Here is a 16,867-nt window from a genome sequence, read left to right as displayed (position 1 = left end):
TTGGTTTTTTGTTGTCATAGAAGGGAGAACCATCATGAGATTAAGACATAAGCCATATGCAATCGATAAATTAAATGACAATCCAAACATCGTTATTTCCAATCCGCAAGCTTATCGCGGCGTATGGAAGGATGTATTTAGAAATGAACAACCGATTCATATTGAAATAGGAACAGGCCGTGGTCGCTTTATTTATGGTATGGCAAAGGCAAATCCACATATCAATTACATTGGCATTGAGAAGTTTTCTAGCGTGATTGTTGACGTATTGGACAAGCAATTAGAAGAAGAGTTGCCAAATTTAAAGTTAATTAATAAAGATGCTAAAGATTTAACATTGTTCTTTGCCGACGGTGAAGTAGATCGCGTTTACCTGAATTTCTCAGATCCTTGGCCGAAAACACGTCATGAAAAACGCCGTCTTACTTATCACTCCTTTTTGCAAAATTATGAGCAGGTCTTAGTCAAAGGTGGAGAAATTCACTTTAAAACTGATAACCAAGGGTTATTTGAGTACTCTTTATGCAGCATCTCGGCATACGGTATGCTGTTGAAGTATATCAGCCTTGATTTGCATAATAGTGAGTTTGAAGGCAATGTTATGACAGAATATGAAGAAAAGTTTTCTCAAAAAGGCAACCGGATTTATCGACTAGAAGCCAAATTTCAAAATGAGCCTGCGCAGTAATGCGTAGGCTTTTTTTATTGTCTATTTTAGCAGAGAACCTACAGTTAACTGGCGAGAATGAGCCGATAAACCTACTTGGTTATGTACAGTAAACACGCTGCTACTGCACCCAATCATCATTTTTGATTTTCTGTGGTACACTTGTATAGGAAAGGGGAGATAGTATGAATACGTTGCAAATTGGGGATATACAAGTAACATGGCTAGTGGGAGGCAATACACATTTGGATGGCGGTGCAATGTTTGGCGTTGTACCAAAAGCATTATGGTCGCGCAAGTATGAGCATAATGAAATGAACAGAATTCATTTACGCACAGATCCACTGCTATTGCAGGGTGAACAAAATATTCTCATTGATACGGGAATCGGCAACAACAAAATGGATGAAAAGATGAAGCGCAACCAAGGAGTAACAGAAGAATCACAAGTAGAGAGTTCTCTAAAGGAGCTGGGCTTAACACCTGAAGATATTGATATAGTCGTAATGACTCATCTGCATTTTGACCACGCCAGCGGCCTTACCAAATGGTATGATGAGAAATTGGTGTCTTCATTTCCAAATGCTAAAATATATGTTTCAGAAATAGAATGGAATGAAATGAGACGTCCGAATATGCGTTCCAGACATACGTACTGGAAGGAGAACTGGGAGCCAGTGCAACAGCAGGTGGTAACATTTGAAAAAGAGGTATATGTGACCGAAGCGATACGTGTCATTCATACAGGCGGGCATAGTGACGGTCATGCGATTGTAATTGTCAAGCACCATGATGACATCATGCTACATATGGGGGATTTGCTTCCGACACATGCACATCAAAATCCGCTTTGGGTGATGGCATACGATGATTATCCGATTACATCTATTCATCAAAAGCAGCATTGGCTACAGTGGGGCATGCAAAACGGAGCGTGGTTTACATTTTACCACGATGCATACGTACGAGCGGTAAAGTGGGATGAGTATGGAAATATTACGCATAAAGTTGAGTGTGTATAAGAAACAGGGTGTCCTTAGGGGCACCCTGTTTAAAACGACTATCCTGTTGTGGCGCAATCTTTTCTCGCCACATAAAAACAGTAGCTTCGTTTTTCACGACGGATGAACTTCTAAGATCGCACCTGTTTTCGCATCGAGAAGGAATTCGAAGCGTTCTTGTTCTTCGCCTATATTGATTGTAATGCCACCCCTATATACTTCATACGTTAAGTCGAATCGTTCCATCACTTCTGGGACCATATGAATCCAGGAGCCAGTCACTTCTCCTTTGTTTGCAAATATACGCTTGGCTGCTTTGAGAGCCTTTTCTGCAGTCACATGTTCTGATTTTAATGTATGTGCAAGCGCATATCCAGCTACTAATCCGAGACCTGTACCGATAAGTAAACTTTTCCACTTCATAAATTCTCCACCTCAATTGCGAAAAATTCCCTAGCACTCTCAGTATAATCGAATTTGCAAGAAAAAAGAAGAAACTAGCGACATTTACAAAATTTCGATACAATAAAAATATGGTGGATACATACAGAGGAGTGTGAAGTATGAACGAACAAACGTTGGAACTGTTTCGTACATTAACGGAACTACCAGGTGCTGCAGGGTTTGAGCATGAAGTACGCCGCTTTATGAAACAAGAACTAGCAAAGTATAGTGATGAAATCATCCAGGATCGTTTAGGAAGCGTTTTCGGTGTGAAAAAAGGTGATGAAAATGGACCGCGTGTCATGGTGGCAGGTCATATGGATGAAGTTGGTTTCATGATCACACAAATTACAGATAACGGTATGCTTCGCTTTCAGCCGCTTGGTGGTTGGTGGAGTCAAGTACTATTAGCACAGCGTGTGCAGATTATTACGGAAAAAGGACCTGTAACGGGTGTGATTGCGTCTATCCCGCCTCATATTTTAAGTGAAGAGTTACGAGCAAAACCGATGGATATAAAAAATATGTTGATTGATATTGGTGCAGATTCCCGTGAACAAGCATTGTCGTTTGGTGTGAAACCAGGTCAACAAATTCTACCGATTTGTCCATTTACACCAATGGCTAATCAAAAGAAAATTATGGCAAAGGCTTGGGACAATCGATACGGTTGCGGGCTAGCAATTGAATTGCTGAAAGAGCTCAAGAATGAGATGCTTCCAAATATGCTCTATTCCGGTGCAACAGTACAAGAGGAAGTAGGGCTTCGCGGTGCACAAACCGCTGCTAACATGATTAATCCGGATATTTTTTATGCATTGGATGCAAGTCCGGCTAACGATGCGAGCGGTGATAAAAATGAATTTGGACAACTTGGTAAAGGTACGTTGCTTCGTATTTTAGATCGCTCTATGGTTACGCATAGAGGTATGCGTGAATTCATTTTAGATATGGCAGAAACGCATAATATTCCATATCAGTATTTTGTATCACAAGGCGGAACAGATGCAGGTCGTGTCCATACAAGTAACTCCGGTGTGCCTTCTGCGGTAATCGGTGTATGTGCACGCTATATTCATACACATGCTTCTATCATGCATGTAGACGATTACGCAGCTGCAAAAGAGCTCATCGTAAAACTTGTGAAAGCAACAGATCGTACAACGCTAGAAACGATTAAAAATAACGCATAACAAGAAAAGGCCCATGCGGCCTTTTCTTGTTATGAGGAGGGAACAGAGTGAAAATCGCAATTGGATCTTGTAACAAAACAAAGGTACAAGCTGTAAAAAATGCTGTACAGACAGAAGAAGTTATGATGGTAGATGCTCCGTCGGGTGTAGCGGCGCAGCCTTTTTCGGACGAAGAAACAATAGAGGGTGCTGTCAATCGTGCACGATATGCACTGACAGAAACAGGTGCTGATTATGCAATTGGTCTTGAGGGCGGTGTTGTGGAAACAAATAGAGGTTTATTCCTATGCAATTGGGGCGCACTTTATACAAAACAAGGGGAAACATATATTGCCGGGGGCGCCCGCATTCCGTTGCCTGATGAATTTTTAGAGCCGCTGCAGGCAGGTGCTGAGCTTAGTGAAGTGATGAATGCTTATACAAAGCGAAAGGATATCCGTACGAATGAAGGAGCAATCGGCATTTTTACTGCGGGACAGGTGGATCGTGAAGCGATGTTCACGCATGTTGCGAAGCTGTTGGTGGGACAGTATCAGTATAAGGCTGGTATAATACAATAAGAATAAACCAAAGACATTCCTACAGAGGAGGATTTTTATATGAAAAAAATTGAAACGCTTGAAGAATTACAAACGGTGAAAAGTGCAGGAAATACAATTCTTTTGTTTTCTGCAGATTGGTGCCCGGACTGTCGCTTTATCGAGCCTTTTATGCCGGAAGTAGAGGAAAAGTACAATGAATATGTGTTTTATTATGTAGACCGCGATCAATTTATTGATGTATGTATTGAAATGGATGTGTTTGGTATTCCAAGCTTTGTGGCATTCCGTGATGGACAAGAGGTAGGTCGCTATGTAAATAAAGATCGTAAAACACAAGAGCAAATCGAGGCGTTTTTGAGCGGTTTGTAAGAGGAGTCAAGCTTTATGAAAATGACCAGTAAGAAAATGAAAGAAGAGCTTATTCGAAGATTGCAGCGCGACGAGTGGGTGTTTCATTATGATAAGGAGAAAGAAACGCTTCGCATTGAAGATAAGCACACACAAAAAGGAATTACAGTTACACTGGGTGGCATCATTGCAAAGTGGGAAATGAAGAAGGAAGAAGCCATTGAAGAAGTGGTCTACTATGTAGAACAAGCATTGCTGGCCATGCACCGCGAAGACACAGAAGCAAAAGTGTTGCCTGTAATTCGTTCCACATCGTTTCCGCTCGAAGCCCAGGAAGGCAATCCATTTGTAACAACGGAGCATACCGCTGAAACCCGTATTTATTATGCTTTAGACTCGGAAAAAACCTACCGTTTAATCGATCAGGCTCTCTTACAAAAGCTAGGCTGGACAACGGAGCAAGTAAGAGAAATGGCTCGGTTTAATGTACGGTCTTTGCCAAAAAAGGTAAAGCAAGATGAAGTTGCAGGAAATATCTTCTACTTTTTTCGTGCCAACGATGGATATGATGCAAGCCGGATTTTAGATGAATCTTTACTTAACGATATGAAACAACAAGTAACAGGTGACATGGCTGTAGCCGTTCCACATCAAGATGTACTCATTATTGCTGATGTACGCAATGAAGTGGGTTACGATATAATAGCACATCTGACCATGAAGTTTTTTGCAGAAGGCCGCGTTCCGATTACTTCCCTGTCGTTTGTATATGAAGACGAGCTAGAGCCAATTTTTATTTTAGGAAAAAATCGTGTTGTACCACCTGTAAAACCTAACGTAGAATAACGATGAGACACCGATGCAAATCTTGTATCGGTGTTTTTTCTCTAGAATATGTAAGGTAGTTGCATTAAGAAATCGGCCGATAGAGAGTGTGAATTGGCCGATAGAAGGTGTGAATTGGCCGATAGAAGGTGTGAATTGGCCGATAGAAGGTGTGAAACGGCCGATAGAGAGTGTGAATTGGCCGATAGAAGGTGTAAATCGGCCGATAGAGAGGTTGAAACGGCCGATAGAAGGTGTAAATTGACCGATAGAGAGTGCAAATCTGTCATATATAAAGAGATGTGCAAGTTTTCCTGCACTTTTTGATGAATGCTGTTACAATAAAGGATGTTATGATTGGAAGAAAGAGTGGTCATGTATGTTAGATTGGATGAAAAAACTTCTAAACAAAGAGGAACAAGTTACAGAGATCGCCGATATGAAAGCCCCCGTAACATATGAAAAAAAACAAACGGAAGTAGCAGGGAAGTTTCGTTTTCCTGTCATTCCGGATGAAGCACCTCGCAAGGTGGGACATCGTCAAATTTCTCAGCCGGTATCAGTAAAGGAGCCTGAAGTTAAGGTGTCTCCACAGGTTGCTAAAGTACGAGTGGTACCAACTGCACCGCGAATAGTGGTAAAGGAGACTGTACCTGATAACAAACCATTTCAACCAACAGAAGTGATTTCACCGGTGTTTGGCTATCAGCGGCCGGAAGAAAATATTTTAAAGAAACCGGCAGAGCCAGAATTCAATTTATCAGAGCAACAGGTATCTGTGGTCGATGCGTGGCTGATTAAAAATGGATTCATAGACGAAAAAGAAGTGAATTTTGGACAAGCATACGTGGACGAAGATCACCGAGAAGTGCAACAGAAACATCCATTTGGAGAACCAACATCTTCGTATGATTTGAATGAAGATGCGGTACTCGAGCAGCAAATCGTTGATTCTTTGTCGCCTAAAGAGCTAGGGCGTAAAGAAAATGTAGAACCTCAAGAAGAAACTATGAAAGGCATTTTAACACAGGAATCCATTGAAGAACCTACAAAAGCAGAAGAACGTGTCGCAGCAATTGCGGAGCCCTCGCAAGAAGAGTCCGCTTTAAAAGGTGAGGTTGCTCATATGCAAACAGAAAGTAGCATGGCTCAGGAGCAGCAAATTGCTGAAAACCAGCTGGATATGAACGAAGCAGCGAGCGTACAACAGCAGTCTGTTTCTTTACACAATAAAGAAGAGCCAAAACGTGAGAAAAAGCGTTTTGTACCATACAATGTTTTTATGCTGCAGCAGGATAAGCGTAAGCTTGCGGCAAAACAACAGACACAGCCGCCTGTGCAATTTGTAGAAGAGAAGTTGGAAGTAGAAAGGGTTCCTGAGAAAGAGATACAAGAATATATAGCACCTGAGAATATTGAGTCTAGCCAGGACGAAGCATTACCTGTATATGCATTGCCGTCTCTTGATTTACTTGAGGCGCCTCCAGAGATACAAGCCAATGATGATATGTGGCTAGACGAACAAGCCAAGTTACTAGACAAGACCTTTGAAAACTTCCATGTTGGTGCCCGTGTTATTCATGTAACACAAGGGCCTGCGGTAACGCGATTTGAAGTCCAACCAGAGCCGGGTGTCAAAGTAAATAAAATTACAAATTTATCTGACGACATTAAGCTCAATCTAGCAGCGCGCGATATTCGCATTGAGGCGCCTATACCAGGAAAAAATGCGGTCGGAATTGAAGTACCAAATCCAACGAGTAAGCCTGTGTTTTTGCGAGAGGTACTAAGTAGCTCTGTATTTACAGAACAAACCTCACCGCTGACTGTGGCTCTTGGTCTTGACATTTCAGGTGCGCCTATTGTAACGGATCTTCGTAAAATGCCGCACGGTCTCATTGCTGGCTCCACAGGATCTGGAAAAAGTGTGTGCATCAATGCTATTTTAACAAGTATTTTATACAAAGCGATGCCACATGAAGTAAAGCTGCTTCTCATCGATCCAAAAATGGTAGAGCTCGCGCCTTATAATGCTGTTCCGCACCTGGTTGCTCCGGTTATTACAGATGTAAAAGCAGCGACAGCAGCATTAAAATGGGCTGTTGATGAGATGGAACGTCGCTATGAGCTGTTTGCTCATGCAGGTGTACGTGATTTGACTCGTTATAATGATTTAGCCGCTCAACATGATAAAGGAAAAGCTCTGCCATACATTGTAATTGTCATTGATGAGCTGGCGGACTTAATGATGGTTTCTCCTGCTGATGTCGAAGAGGCAATCTGTCGCATTGCACAAAAAGCGCGCGCATGCGGTATTCATTTACTTGTAGCTACACAAAGACCTTCTGTGGATGTTATTACAGGGTTGATCAAAGCGAATATCCCAACGCGTATCGCGTTTACCGTATCATCACAAGTAGACTCAAGAACGATTATTGATATAAGCGGAGCCGAGAAGCTACTTGGACGAGGTGATATGCTCTTTTTAGAGAATGGCACAAGTAAGCCAGTTCGTATACAAGGTGTATATGTATCTGATGAAGAGATTGAGCGTACGGTATATCATGTGAAGCAAGAAATGAAACCCAATTACTTGTTTCAGCAAGAGGACCTGCTCGCTAAGGCGGAACATCATGAAGCGGAAGATGAATTATTTTTTGAAGCATGTCATTACGTACTACAACAGGGCGGCGCATCTACATCTTCCTTGCAACGTCGTTTTCGCGTCGGTTATAACCGAGCAGCGCGCTTAATTGAGGAAATGGAGCAGCAAGGTATTATCTCTGAGGCGCGTGGAACGAAGCCGCGCGATGTTCTTGTTACAGAGGAAGAGCTTGTAGCTATGCAAGATTCTATGTAACCTATAAAACATGTAATAATATACTGTCCTTTGTGTGTATGAATGTGCAGGTGAATAGGCTCGCCTATTCATATGTGATAAAGTGACAGGAGATACTTTATACTATAAAGGACAAGAGTACAACAGGGAGTTTTTATGATATGAAAGAGATTGAGTTAAAATTACAGGGGCATATAAGCCGTTTAACAAATCATACATTCAAGTTTGATGAGCGCGTGGGGGAAGGTTGGTTTTCTGCAGTGTACTTCTTAAAAACGCGAGATATCATTAAGGAGTTTCGTCCAGGAACAACTGTAACCATGCAGTTTTTCCAAAAAGAGCATGCAGTACTATGTGGGACTGATGAAGTGTTAGCGCTTTTAGAAACATTCGCTGATCATCCTGAACAATTAGAGGTTTATGCATTGAAAGATGGTGATATGATTGCACCATTTGAAACGGTTTTAACGATTCGAGGTCGTTATGAGGACTTTGGGTATTTAGAAGGTGTGATTGACGGTATTTTAGCACGCAGAACGTCCGTCGCAACGAATGTATACAACGTCGTACAAGCAGCTCGAAGCGCCGGTAAACAAAAGCCGATTATCTTTATGGGAGATAGAGATGACCATTTTACACAACAAGCTGGTGACGGATATGCGGCGCATATTGGTGGTACGAGCGCCCAAGCTACACATGCTATGAATGAATGGTGGGGTAAAAGCGGCATGGGAACTATGCCGCATGCCCTCATTCAAATGTTTAATGGCGATGTTGTACAAGCGGCAAAAGCATATCATAAGAAGTTTCCAACCGACGATTTAATTGTATTGATTGATTACAACAATGATGTTATTACCGATGCTCTAAAAGTTGCACGTGAATTTGGTACAGTTTTGAAAGGGGTACGAGTGGATACATCAAGGACCATGATTGATCAGCATTTTATCCGTCATCCGGAATTGCTTGGTACATTTGACCCACGCGGTGTTAATCCACCTCTTATTTTTGCGTTGCGACAAGCGCTAGATGCAGAAGGTTTTCACCATGTAAAAATTGTGGTAAGCGGTGGCTTTGATGAAAAGCGTATTCGTGAGTTTGAAGCGCAACATGTACCTGTGGATATGTATGGTGTAGGCGGCAGTTTATTAAAAATCAATATTGGCTTTACAGGTGACAATGTGGAATTAGATGGTGAACCTGCGGCCAAAGCGGGGCGTAAGTATCGCCCGAACCCACGTCTTGAGCGCGTTATCTTAAGAAAAAAAGACCAATGAGCAAAAACATGATGGGATGTTTCCTGTCATGTTTTTCTGTCTCGTACCATAATGGGATTTTTGGTATAATGAGTTTGTTGTGACTAAAGATATGGATACATGTGTACGTATGGATTGGGATATTCCCAAATTAGAAAAACCATCATATACTGTCTAACAGATAGACTGCTGGATCAGTTATTGATGTTGGAGGTTCTTTAAAATGACAGTTTACCATTTTGTAGGGATTAAAGGTACGGGTATGAGCGCACTGGCACAAATCCTGCATGACATGAACAACAAAGTGCAAGGTTCGGATGTGGAGAAATATTTCTTTACGCAAGCAGAATTGGAAAAAAGAAACATCTCTATCTTTCCATTTGACGCTGGGAATATTGAAGAAGGCCAGACTGTAATCGCGGGCAATGCATTTCCGGATACGCATGAAGAGATTGTGGCAGCAAAAGAAATGAATGTGCCAGTTCATCGTTATCATCATTTTTTAGGGGAATTGATGGGGCGTTATACGAGCATAGCTGTTTCCGGGGCTCACGGTAAAACATCGACAACAGGGCTATTAGCTCATGTGATGAGAGGCGCACATCCTACGTCGTATTTAATTGGCGACGGAACAGGAAGCGGTGCATCAGATAGTAAGTATTTTGTATTTGAGTCATGTGAATATCGTAGACACTTTCTTTCTTATCATCCTGACTACGCAATTATGACAAATATTGATTTTGATCACCCTGATTACTTTAGGGATATTGATGATGTATTTAGTGCATTTCAGGAAATGGCTTTGCAGGTAAAGAAAGGGATTATCGCATGTGGCGATGATGAGCAATTGCAAAAAATCCAAGCAAAAGTACCGGTTATTTTCTATGGTCTTGGCGAGGACAATGATTTTCAAGCACGTAATATTCAAAAAGATACAGATGGCACGACATTTGACGTGTTTGTACGAAATACGTTTTACAGCACGTTTCGTATTACAGGGTACGGCAATCACAGTGTGATGAACGCGCTTGCTGTTATTGCATTGTGTCATTACGAAAATATTGATGTTGACATTGTAAAACAACAACTTATGACATTTAGAGGCGTAAAGCGTCGTTTTAGTCAAAAAAGGTTGGGTGAACAAATTATTATTGATGATTATGCACACCATCCAACAGAAATTACAGCAACGATTGAAGCAGCACGCCAAAAGTACCCGAATCGTGAAATTATTGCTATTTTCCAACCACATACATTTTCACGAACAAAAACATTTTTAGATGAATTTGCACAAAGTTTAGAAAAAGCGGACCAAGTGTATCTATGTGATATTTTCGGCTCAGCTCGTGAAGACCAAGGGGAATTGTCTATTCGTGATCTACAGCAGCGCATCGACGGTGCAGAGTTAATTACTGTAATGACAACAGAAGTGTTAAAACGCTACACGAATGGTGTTCTCATTTTTATGGGAGCAGGCGATATTCAAAAATTCCAGCAAGCATATGAGAAAGAAGTAGAGGTAAAATAAAAGATGCGAGCATTGCTCGCATCTTTTATTTTACCTTAAATAGCTGGTTCAAACGTTTTGCAATCTGTTTCTTTGGAATTATCAGCTTGTTTACCAGTATGGCTCACTACGTAGATTTGCGTTGCGCCGCAATTGTTACCTTGTTTCCAATGTACGCAGTTATTGACTTCACATAATACATCCTGTGCCATATGAGAGCCCCCTTTTATGGTAGTAGTATCCATAAGGAATACAACACTAGTTTTTCCGGAAAAAGAGATGCTCATACAAGCTCTTATTTTAAATTCTCAGGGTTTAGTCCTTTTAATTCAGGGATAACGAACACGCCGTCCTTACGAATGAGTACATCATCAAAGTAGATTTCGCCGCCGCCGTAGTCTGGACGTTGAATGGATACCAAATCCCAATGAATGTTAGAGTTATTGCCGTTATAAGCTTCGTCATAAGCTTGTCCCGGCGTAAAGTGGAAGCTGCCGTCAATTTTTTCGTCAAACAATATATCGCCCATTGGATGTAAAATGTAAGGGTTCACACCAATCGCAAATTCGCCGATAAAACGTGCACCTTCGTCTGTATCGAAAATTTTGTTAATTCGCTCCGTATCATTTGCTGTTGCTTCTACAATTTTACCATTACGGAATGTAAGTTTAACATTTTCAAACGTGTAACCATTGTATGGAGAAGGTGTGTTGTAGGTAATGGTACCGTTAACAGAATCCTTTACTGGTGCTGTGAACACTTCACCATCTGGGATATTCATTTCACCTGCACACTTTACCGCAGGAATATCTTTAATAGAGAATGTTAAATCGGTACCTGGTCCTGTGATACGAACCTTGTCCGTTTTGTTCATTAATTCCACAAGGCTATCCATTGCATTGCTCATTTTGCCGTAATCTAAGTTACATACATTGAAATAAAAGTCTTCAAATGCTTCTGTGCTCATTTTTGCAAGCTGTGCCATAGAAGAGTTCGGATAACGCAATACAACCCAACGTGTTTTTGGAACACGAATATCACGATGTACCTTTTGTCCTACTGTTTGACCGTGAATTTTCATTTTGTCGCTTGGTACATCGGCAAGTTCGTTAATATTATCACCAGAGCGTAACCCTATATAAGCATCCATGTTTTTCATAACATTTGCTTCAAAGTCCGCTAATAAAGAAAAGTGCTCTTCAGTTGCACCCATCAATAAAGCACGATCCACTTGATGATCCTTTAAAGATACGAACGGTTGTCCCCCCACTTTATAAGCTTCTTTTACCAAAGCAGTTACAAGTTCGCGTTGCAGACCAAAATTTTCAATGAGAACTTTTTCACCCTGTTGCAGTTTCACGGAGTAATTAATTAAATTATGTGCTAATGTTTCAATACGAGAATCTTTCATACCTATGTACCCTCCTTTTTTCATAATATAAGTACAGACAGTTGCACTTATATATTTTTATTGTAACCGACTTTTTTTAATTTGTGTATTTTTGTATCTGTGTATCATTATGATGAGAAAATAAATCAGACGGTTACATTTCCTTTACGTATTCCGTGAAAAATAGTATGTAGGCACAAATCGTTGTATAATAATAACAAATCACATGTGAGGGAGCTGAAACATATGGATATGATTGTAACAGGAAGTATAGCGCTGGCGGCATTGGCGTTTGCAGTATTGGTCGCTTATTTATGCGTAACACTGATGGCGCTTCGTAAAACGCTAGAAAATTTGGCAAGTACGACAGCTTCATTGGAAAAGCAGCTACAGGGAATTACTGCAGAAACGGAACAATTACTACATAAAACGAATGCGCTTGCAGAAGATATTCAACAGAAATCTCAATCTTTGAATTCTGTTGTAAAATCAGTAGAAGGTATAGGGACAACAATTAGTACGATGAACACAAAGCTGCGCGGTATTACAAATACTGTTACAACACAAGCAGAACAAAATGCGGATAAAGTAGCACAAGTCATGCAGTGGGGAACTGCTGCGATGGAGGTGTACGACCGCCTTCGCAAGCGAAAGCGAACAGAAGTAGAGCGAGAAATTGAAGCGGATGCGGTTCGTATTCCGGTGCGCTCTAGAGGTGAATAAGATGGAGAGGATTGAAACGCAAGAGCAGTTACATACTCTTTTAACGAAACATCATACGCTCATTTTATTTAAGCATAGCTTAACTTGTCCTGTGAGTCATGCGGCATTTCAAGAGTTTCAGGCATACATGGCAGACGCGCATGTACCGGCAGCGTATCTCTACGTGCAAGAAGCAAGAGCGCTATCTAACTACATCGCCGAGCAGTTTGCCATACGTCATGAATCGCCTCAAGTTTTATATGTGCGAAATCATGAAGTAACGTGGCATGCCTCTCATTGGAACATTACAAAAGCATCTCTAAAGGAGCATATTGAGTAAAAAACCGGACTTTTGTCCGGTTTTTGCTGTTTTGAATTGCAATAAAAAAGCGCAGGAATTTTTTCAGCGCTTTTGAGGGAAAATATTGTCTGAATAAGCAATTATATCGTATGATAAAAGAAGTATGTACATTCATGAACATACGGATGAGCAAGCTTTTTGTTAGCCGCTCACTTACTCGTACATATATAAGTGAAGAATATCTTTTTCAAGATGCGCGAATTTGGTGCATAATAGGCATACAAGCGAGTGAGAGTTTTCATGTTGTGCGAAGCAATGAACAACAGTTGAAAAGTAACTTATATAGAAATATAACAAAGGAGCGAACAAGCATGAACGTAACAATATATGATGTGGCACGAGAAGCGAATGTGTCCATGGCAACGGTTTCTCGTGTAGTCAACGGCAATCCCAATGTGAAGCCGACAACACGTAAAAAAGTATCTGAAGCTATTGAGCGATTAGGATATCGTCCGAATGCGGTTGCACGCGGTTTGGCAAGTAAAAAGACAACAACAGTAGGGGTGATTATCCCTGATATATCCAGTATCTTTTATGCGGAGCTGGCACGCGGTATTGAGGATATCGCAACCATGTACAAGTACAATATTATTTTAAGCAACTCTGATCAAAACAAAGAAAAAGAAATGCACTTATTAAATACGATGCTTGGCAAGCAAGTAGATGGTATCGTATTCATGAGTGAAAAAATTACACAAGAGCATGTGGAAGAGTTTTCTAAATCACCTGTTCCCATCGTATTGGCTGCTTCTTTTGATGAGGGCAGCACAACACCTTCTGTTAATATTGACTATGAGCAAGGTGCATTTGATGCAGTACAATATTTGGCGGATAAGGGCCATACACATATTGCGTTTGTATCTGGTCAAGCTGAGCATGCTGCGGCGGAAAGCAAAAAGCTAAATGGGTATCGAAGAGCGTTGGAAGAAGCAGGTCTTCCTTATCGAGAAGAGCTTGTTGTAGAAGGTGAGTTCACATACGACTCTGGACTAGAAGCTTTTGATAAGCTATGGGAGTTAGCTGAAAAGCCAACGGCTATTTTTGTAGCATCCGATGAAATGGCACTTGGTGTCATTCATGGTGCACAAGACCAAGGTGTACACATTCCGAATGACGTAGAAGTAATTGGTTACGATAATACACGTTTGGCAACAATGGTACGTCCTCAACTAACAACTGTGGTACAGCCAATGTATGATATTGGTGCGGTTGCGATGCGTTTGTTAACAAAATATATGAACAAAGAAACAGTAGAGAACCACACAGTTATCCTACCACACCGCATTCAATTCCGTAAATCAACAAAATAAGCAAAGCGCACAGATTTCTGTGCGTTTTTTTATTGTTAAAAAGAAGAAATGTTGTTTTTTTAATTATTTTTAAAATAATATAGACAAATAAAATTGTATTATATAGAATTCACAATAGAGTGGACTTGTTACTTAGAGTAATGGCGCGCGACAATATCTTTATTTCAAAAAGTGTAATAGAGGAATCATTATTTGTGATAAAGATACTTTCAAATAACCTGCTGATGAAACTAATTTCACAAGAAAGTGAGTACACTGCACAATCTACATGGATATGTCGAGAAAAGAAATATAGAAGGGTGTGAGTTTTATGAATATTATAAGGAACCTATTTGCCAAACAGACTATTGGAAAAAAACTCTTATTTCCGTTTTTTGCAATTTTTATCATAGCTGGTGTCGCAATAGGTGGTATTTCTTATACTGAAACAAAAGATAGTCTTGAGAAAGAGATTTTAAGAAATGCGAAAGTGAATGTAGATGTGCTCGAGAACGTTATTAGTAGAGATATCGAGAATAAGTTTAATGATTTGAACATCATGACGGCAACGATTGGTAAGTCTACTTATGAAACAGAGGAAGGTATGTTAGCAATTAAAGTGGACTTTAATAAATACATTAAGCTTCACTCAGAAATACAATCTGTATATACAGGGGGAGAAAATGGTACATTTGCCATGATGCCGATGCAACAACTTCCTTCCGGTTATAATCATAAGGAGCGCCCTTGGTATAAACAAGCAATGGAAAAACCAGGAGAGATTATTATTACAGATCCGTATAAGGATGCAGTTACCGGAGATACGGTTATCACTTTAGCTAAGAAAACGACTGATGGTAGCGGAGTGGTTGCGATAGATTTTAATGTGAAGAGTATTAAAAAATTAGCTTCTCAAGTTAAGGTTGGTAAGGAAGGCTATGTATCTATTTTTACAGGAGATAAAAAGGTTATTGTACATCCTACGTTAAAGCCGGGTACTGTAGTTGACGAAGATTTTATGAACACGGTATATAAGAAAACGGAAGGGATATTATCTTATACGTATCAAGGTCAAGAGCGTAAAATGACATTCCAAACAGACGAAAATACGGGGTGGAAAATTATCGGTACTATGTATGATAAGGAGGTTTCTGATGCTGCCGGACCGACACTATTTAAAATTTTAATAGTGATTGGGGCTTCTGTTGTAATTGGCGGTGTTGGTATTTATCTTCTAATCATGACAGTTACAAGACCATTGAAACGTTTATTAGCTTCTTCTCAGAAGATTAGTGAAGGTGATCTTACTGAAACAATTGTTGTAAGATCTAGCGATGAGGTTGGACAGCTTGCAACAAGTTTTAATGAAATGGCACAGTCTTTGCGAACTTTAATCTCACAAATTAATGCATCAGCAGGGATGGTAGCTGCATCTTCTGAAGAGCTAACAGCAAGCGTCATACAAGCTAATGAAACAACGCAACAAATCACACATGCAATGGAGCAAGTTTCAAGCGGCGTAGAGCATCAAACAAAGAGTGTTGCGGCAGGTATGGAGTTACTTCAAGAAGTAACAAACGGCATCCAGCGTGTATCGGAAGGATCTGCAGTTATTTCAGAGTCGTCTGTATACACAAAACAAAAGGCGCAAAGCGGTGGTACGATGGTGAAAGAAACGGTTACGCAAATGCAATCCATCCATCGTTCCGTTCATGAATCCGATGCCGTAATTGGGTTGTTGAACGAGAAGTCTAAACAAATCGGAGCAATCCTAGAAGCGATTAAAGGAATTGCGGATCAAACCAATTTACTTGCCTTGAATGCAGCGATAGAAGCAGCAAGAGCAGGAGAACATGGCAGGGGATTTGCTATTGTTGCCGATGAAGTGCGAAAACTGGCAGAACAATCTGCAAGTTCCTCAAATGAAATTGGAAAGCTTATTAATGAGATTCAACAAGATGTTCACTTGACGGTCTCCACAATGAAGCAAGTTAATAATGAGGTGCAGTCAGGATTGCAGATTGCGCTGCAAACTGAACAAAGCTTCGAAGAAATTCTAAAGTCTACCGAAACAATCGCAACGCAGGTGGAAGGCATGGTGATTACGGTGCAGCGTATGACTATGGACTCTATCAATTTAGAAGCAGCTGTTAATGAAATTGCAGCTGCGGCAAATGAAAATGCCTCTGGTACGCAGCGCATCGCTAGTGCTTCTGAAGAGCAATCTGCTTCGATTAAAGAAATGAACGATGCATCGATTGCTTTATCCGAAATGGCAGAAGAGCTACAGAATATGATTGGTAGGTTTAAAATATAGGCTATTTTAAATCCTGATGTTGCTAATTGGCACGTGTTGATTGGCGTGAAGGGATGAGACTCCTGCGGGAAAAGCAAGTCAAAGGGAGGCTCCGTAACAGAAATCAACAATGAACTTTAACAGAGCAAAAAGAAAGAGGCTGGGACAAAAGGTTTTCAGCCAAAGAAAAATCCGAACTATTAGTCG

At 40.6% G+C, this 16,867-nt stretch carries 16 protein-coding genes and 1 pseudogene; 14 read left to right on the top strand and 3 right to left on the bottom strand.

Annotation, left to right across the window (positions count from 1 at the left end):
- The first annotated feature begins 34 nt into the window (after positions 1-34).
- Positions 35-688 (top strand): tRNA (guanosine(46)-N7)-methyltransferase TrmB, encoded by a 654-nt coding sequence (gene trmB, locus EEJ45_RS08390; RefSeq protein ID WP_124564364.1) that lies wholly within the window; start codon positions 35-37, stop codon positions 686-688.
- Between the two features lie 164 nt (positions 689-852).
- Positions 853-1,689 carry a YtnP family quorum-quenching lactonase gene (locus tag EEJ45_RS08385; RefSeq protein WP_124564363.1) on the top strand — a complete coding sequence of 279 codons (837 nt, stop codon included), beginning with the start codon at positions 853-855 and terminating at the stop codon, positions 1,687-1,689.
- Between the two features lie 93 nt (positions 1,690-1,782).
- Here EEJ45_RS08385 and EEJ45_RS08380 read toward each other — a convergent pair whose 3' ends face one another.
- Positions 1,783-2,091: a PepSY domain-containing protein gene (locus EEJ45_RS08380; protein WP_124564362.1), complete on the bottom strand. Its 309-nt coding sequence runs from the start codon at positions 2,089-2,091 to the stop codon at positions 1,783-1,785.
- A gap of 140 nt (positions 2,092-2,231) precedes the next feature.
- On the opposite strand from EEJ45_RS08380, the gene EEJ45_RS08375 reads away from it, so the two are divergent.
- The 8 genes and pseudogenes from EEJ45_RS08375 to murC all read left to right on the top strand — a co-directional run bounded on the left by EEJ45_RS08375 (position 2,232) and on the right by murC (position 10,643).
- Positions 2,232-3,305: a M42 family metallopeptidase gene (locus tag EEJ45_RS08375; protein WP_124564361.1), complete on the top strand. Its 1,074-nt coding sequence runs from the start codon at positions 2,232-2,234 to the stop codon at positions 3,303-3,305.
- Positions 3,306-3,352: 47 nt separating this feature from the next.
- Positions 3,353-3,865 carry a DUF84 family protein gene (locus tag EEJ45_RS08370; protein WP_124564360.1) on the top strand — a complete coding sequence of 171 codons (513 nt, stop codon included), beginning with the start codon at positions 3,353-3,355 and terminating at the stop codon, positions 3,863-3,865.
- 39 nt (positions 3,866-3,904) lie between these two features.
- Positions 3,905-4,216: a thioredoxin family protein gene (locus EEJ45_RS08365; protein ID WP_124564359.1), complete on the top strand. Its 312-nt coding sequence runs from the start codon at positions 3,905-3,907 to the stop codon at positions 4,214-4,216.
- 15 nt (positions 4,217-4,231) lie between these two features.
- Entirely contained in the window at positions 4,232-5,041 is an 810-nt protein-coding gene (locus EEJ45_RS08360; protein ID WP_124564358.1) for a DUF1444 domain-containing protein, read from the top strand.
- Positions 5,042-5,054: 13 nt separating this feature from the next.
- Positions 5,055-5,285 (top strand): hypothetical protein, encoded by a 231-nt coding sequence (locus EEJ45_RS08355; protein WP_124564357.1) that lies wholly within the window; start codon positions 5,055-5,057, stop codon positions 5,283-5,285.
- Positions 5,286-6,467: 1,182 nt separating this feature from the next.
- Positions 6,468-7,880, top strand: a pseudogene (locus EEJ45_RS19050) (DNA translocase FtsK); the annotation flags it as partial.
- A gap of 140 nt (positions 7,881-8,020) precedes the next feature.
- Entirely contained in the window at positions 8,021-9,136 is a 1,116-nt protein-coding gene (locus EEJ45_RS08345) for a nicotinate phosphoribosyltransferase (RefSeq protein ID WP_124564355.1), read from the top strand.
- Positions 9,137-9,338: 202 nt separating this feature from the next.
- On the top strand, positions 9,339-10,643 hold the full coding sequence (murC, locus tag EEJ45_RS08340) for a UDP-N-acetylmuramate--L-alanine ligase (RefSeq protein ID WP_124564354.1): 1,305 nt from the start codon (positions 9,339-9,341) through the stop codon (positions 10,641-10,643).
- A 35-nt stretch (positions 10,644-10,678) separates the two neighbouring features.
- On the opposite strand, the gene EEJ45_RS08335 is transcribed toward murC, so the two are convergent.
- Together EEJ45_RS08335 and EEJ45_RS08330 are read right to left on the bottom strand one after the other, a co-directional pair.
- Positions 10,679-10,834, bottom strand: a complete 156-nt coding sequence (locus EEJ45_RS08335) for a DUF1540 domain-containing protein (protein ID WP_124564353.1) — start codon at positions 10,832-10,834, stop codon at positions 10,679-10,681.
- An 83-nt stretch (positions 10,835-10,917) separates the two neighbouring features.
- Positions 10,918-12,033 (bottom strand): aminopeptidase, encoded by a 1,116-nt coding sequence (locus EEJ45_RS08330; RefSeq protein WP_124564352.1) that lies wholly within the window; start codon positions 12,031-12,033, stop codon positions 10,918-10,920.
- A 225-nt stretch (positions 12,034-12,258) separates the two neighbouring features.
- Here EEJ45_RS08330 and EEJ45_RS08325 point away from each other — a divergent pair, with 225 nt between their 5' ends.
- From EEJ45_RS08325 to EEJ45_RS08310, 4 genes are all read left to right on the top strand, one after another.
- A complete protein-coding gene (locus tag EEJ45_RS08325; RefSeq protein ID WP_124564351.1) occupies positions 12,259-12,735 on the top strand; it encodes a DUF948 domain-containing protein in 477 nt (158 codons plus the stop codon).
- 1 nt (position 12,736) lies between these two features.
- Complete coding sequence (ytxJ, locus tag EEJ45_RS08320; RefSeq protein ID WP_124564350.1) at positions 12,737-13,054, top strand: bacillithiol system redox-active protein YtxJ; 318 nt, start codon at positions 12,737-12,739, stop codon at positions 13,052-13,054.
- 332 nt (positions 13,055-13,386) lie between these two features.
- Positions 13,387-14,385, top strand: coding sequence for a catabolite control protein A (gene ccpA / locus EEJ45_RS08315; protein ID WP_124564349.1), 999 nt, complete (start codon positions 13,387-13,389; stop codon positions 14,383-14,385).
- Between the two features lie 316 nt (positions 14,386-14,701).
- Entirely contained in the window at positions 14,702-16,681 is a 1,980-nt protein-coding gene (locus EEJ45_RS08310) for a methyl-accepting chemotaxis protein (RefSeq protein ID WP_380018268.1), read from the top strand.
- The last annotated feature ends 186 nt before the right edge of the window (positions 16,682-16,867 follow it).

Origin of the sequence: Ectobacillus antri (genome assembly GCF_003852715.1) — a bacterium.
GTDB lineage: Bacteria > Bacillota > Bacilli > Bacillales > Bacillaceae_G > Ectobacillus > Ectobacillus antri.
The sequence above is the reverse complement of the archived record's forward strand: the minus strand, read 5'-3'. Positions and strand labels throughout refer to the sequence as shown.